The sequence below is a fragment of the Johannesbaptistia floridana genome, from assembly GCF_057440575.1.
Window position 1 is genome coordinate 1 of record NZ_JALKVM010000079.1, and the last position, 3455, is coordinate 3455.

2 protein-coding genes and 1 tRNA gene are annotated in these 3455 nt (G+C 35.0%); all 3 read right to left on the reverse strand.

Annotation, left to right across the window (positions count from 1 at the left end):
• Positions 1-699 precede the first annotated feature (699 nt).
• The gene (locus MW688_RS05825) at positions 700-933 is read right to left on the reverse strand and encodes a hypothetical protein (RefSeq protein ID WP_486734993.1); all 234 of its coding nucleotides are present in this window, start codon (positions 931-933) and stop codon (positions 700-702) included.
• A gap of 1508 nt (positions 934-2441) precedes the next feature.
• Positions 2442-2514, reverse strand: a tRNA-Ala gene (locus tag MW688_RS05830).
• Positions 2515-2524: 10 nt separating this feature from the next.
• Positions 2525-3214, reverse strand: coding sequence for an HAD family hydrolase (locus MW688_RS05835; RefSeq protein WP_486734994.1), 690 nt, complete (start codon positions 3212-3214; stop codon positions 2525-2527).
• Positions 3215-3455 lie beyond the last annotated feature (241 nt).

Below are 3455 nucleotides of genomic sequence, written 5' to 3' on the forward strand. Positions count from 1 at the left end.
GTATACCAATTTTTAAGCGTTGAGCATCAATTCTTTAACTCATTACTCATTACTTATTACTTCAAAACTCAACCACAACCAGTAACTTTGGGTAAAGATGCAAGATCTGAGAAAACTGCCTCAAAACTGAAGTTTTTGTACCTCAGTAAAAAAGAAAATTGCTATATATAGCAAGCTCGCAAATAGATGTTTACAGTTATCATCAAAAGCCCCCCTTAATAACTATGCTTTATAAGGAACTCACCAAATCCTTGTATAGCTCCGGGAGAGGGGGAGCAGGGGAGCTCCGGGAGAGGGGGAGAAATTTTAAGTAAAATTACTTAAGTTGTGGATAAAATGTATATTACTATACATTAATTTCTTAGACAAAATCTCAAAAAGCACTAAATCACAAGTAGCGGCTTTTGTCAAGTTTTATGTTAAGAAAGATGTTTATAAAGGATAGCTTAATAAGGGGGGTTTGGGGGGAAAAGTTTATGTAAATATAGTTAACACTATAACGAGCAATGCTATATTATCTAAAGGCTGTGGCTGGTGGCGATCGCTCTTTTGTTTATTTATATTACATGTTTATTTGAAGTACTAGGTTCTGTTGCCAAAAAAATAAGCAACACTATTGGTAGCGTTTTTTTTGGAAAAATTAATCAAAATTAACAATACATATAGCGTAGCCAAAAATTTTGGCAACAGAACCCTATTTTAGGTTCTACCCGGCCAGTTACCTAAATAACATCCCCCTCCCCTACCAAACGAGTTTGGTTCCAGACAGAATACATCTGCACAAGCACTTCCATCAGAGCGACAAATAGCTACTCGTTGAGGTGCTGAAGCAGTTACTTTTTCTAATTTCAACAATTCAAAAGATATGAAAAATAAAAATATAGCAATTAATATCAATACAGTTAATTGAGCTTTTTGAAAATATTTTGACATTTTATAAAAAACTATTTTAATGGTGGTTTTCTCTTTATTATAGCTGACGGGGTACATCCCGCATTTCTCACAAAAAGAGCGCACTCTCGCTTCGCTCTCGATCTCGAAGAGATCGCTTAATCCAGAGACCTTACAGGATAAGAGTTTAACCTATGCGATCTCCCAAGAAAAAAATAACAATCTGTTAAGTTTTTAAGACGATTAATCCAAATCGACTAAAGAGGAGCAAAAAGCAAAAATTAAAAATAAAGCTCACCTGACTAATTTAACCACACTTTATTAGGGAAATAATATGAATAATCGTATTAATCAAAATCATTCTGGCAACGGTGACAACGTAGCTGGTAATGTTAATAATAATACTTAGATAAGTTTGTAGTAGGGCTAAAGCCCTATCACTGACGGAGTGACAACAAGGTTAAAATAAATACAGGTGTTAGGTTTATTCATATCTTGCACCAAAACAAAAGTACAGAAATTGGCCGACAAGGGAGAATCAATTTTTAAGCGCGATCGCATTAATTCTCTTACTTCAAAACTTCAAAACTTCAAAACTTCAAAACTTCAAAACTTCGAGACTTCGAGACTTCGAGACTTCTTACTTCAAAACTTCAAAACTTATTACTCATTACTCATTACTCATTACTCATTACTCAACCACAACCAGTAACATTAGGTAAAGATGCAAGATCTGAGTTTAGCGGTTTTAGGTTCTTTTAAAATGAATTTTAAGTAATTTGTTCCCTCACAATCTTTCGGACTAAAGTCCAACTACGAACCTCATTTTTAATTGGGGTATGTAAACCCGAGGCGCGTATAATATCATGTCAACTTCTGAATAGATTCAGCGTAAAATTAAAGAAGTAAGGCAACAAAATCTCACTCATCTTGATTTAACTGGGAATCAACTTAGGAGTCTGCATTGAGAAATTACTTAACTGACTAATTTAACTTTTAGGCAAAGTTTTTGTTATTTCTAGGGAAAAAATAGCAGGAGATAGATTAAAAAAATTTGCTAATCTTTGAATATGTTTTTTATTTAATTCTCGTTTACCATTAAGAACATCAGAAACAATAGATTCAGTGTTAAAAATAGCTAAAAATATTAATGTAAAATTAGGAGACAATATACAGAATCCTGTAAATCAACATCATTCAGGGGATGGTGACAACATCGCTGGCAACAAATATAGAATCCGCTAATTGTTTTTTTAGCAATCGCTATTACTTTTAAAGCTATTTTAAGCATTTTTTAATCAATTTCATATAAATAGTAGGGGCGCAAGGCTTGCGCCCTTGTGATACAAGCCTTGCGCCCTTGTGATACAAGCCTTGCGCCCTTGTGATACAAGCCTTGCGCCCTTGTGATACAAGTCTTGCGCCCTTGTGATACAAGTCTTGCGCCCTTGTGATGCAAGGCTTGCGCCCTTGTGATACAAGGCTTGCGCCCTTGTGATGCAAGGCTTGCGCCCTTGTGGTACAAGCCTTGCGCTCTTGTGATACTTCTATGGAGAATAGGGGAGTCGAACCCCTGACCTCTGCGGTGCGATCGCAGCACTCTACCAACTGAGCTAATTCCCCAATCAAACCTTTATTCTAACATATTTTCCTCAAATATCTGTTCGACTCTTTCTAATTCTAATTCCTCTAAATCGTCTACAGACCAATTTGCTTGACGTTGCAACAGATGCAGAGGGTAGGTATTAGCTAATCCCACTACAGGCATTCTCGCTTTTTTAGCTGCTTCAATCCCAATCAAGGTATTTTCTAATGCTAAACATTCTTGAGGGAGTAAATCTAAAGACTTCGCTGCATATAAATATATATTTGGATTTGGTTTAGAGGTTTTGATTACTTCTTCAGAAAATACCTGCTGAAAATAAGAACTAATTTCTAATTTTTCTAAAATAAACTCAGCTTCTTGAGGCAAAGCGCTGGTGATTGCGGCGATAATTATCTTTTTTTCCTGTAATAAGTTAAGAAAGTTAGTTAACCCAGGATAGATTGGGAATTCTTCTATTTCTTGGCATACTTTTTTATATCCTTCGGTTTTATTTTCCACTAACTTGTTTATATAATCATCTGAAACCATTCTTCCTCGGTTAGATAGTAAACAATGAAGACAAGCGCGATCGCTTTTTCCTATACATAGTTTTTGATATTCATCTACATCAAAACGTAAGTTTTCTTGTAGTAAGATATCTTCTATTAGTTTTTGACGGATTTCTTCATCGTTGACAATTACACCATTAAAATTAAACAAGAATGCTTTTAAACTCATAATTCTATCTATATACAAGTAAATCTATTTAATTAGTTATGATAAGAGGTTTTACTCACACTTGTCTTTTGCCTTTTGACATAAATAAAAAAGCGCCCCTAAAAAGGGACGCTTAGAATTATGTTTTAAATCAAGTCAACTTAACCTTTGATTGCAGGTGCAGTTTCTACACTAGCTAAGTCTAAGGGGAAGTTGTGAGCGTTTCTTTCGTGCATTACTTCAAATCCGAGGTTAGCACGGT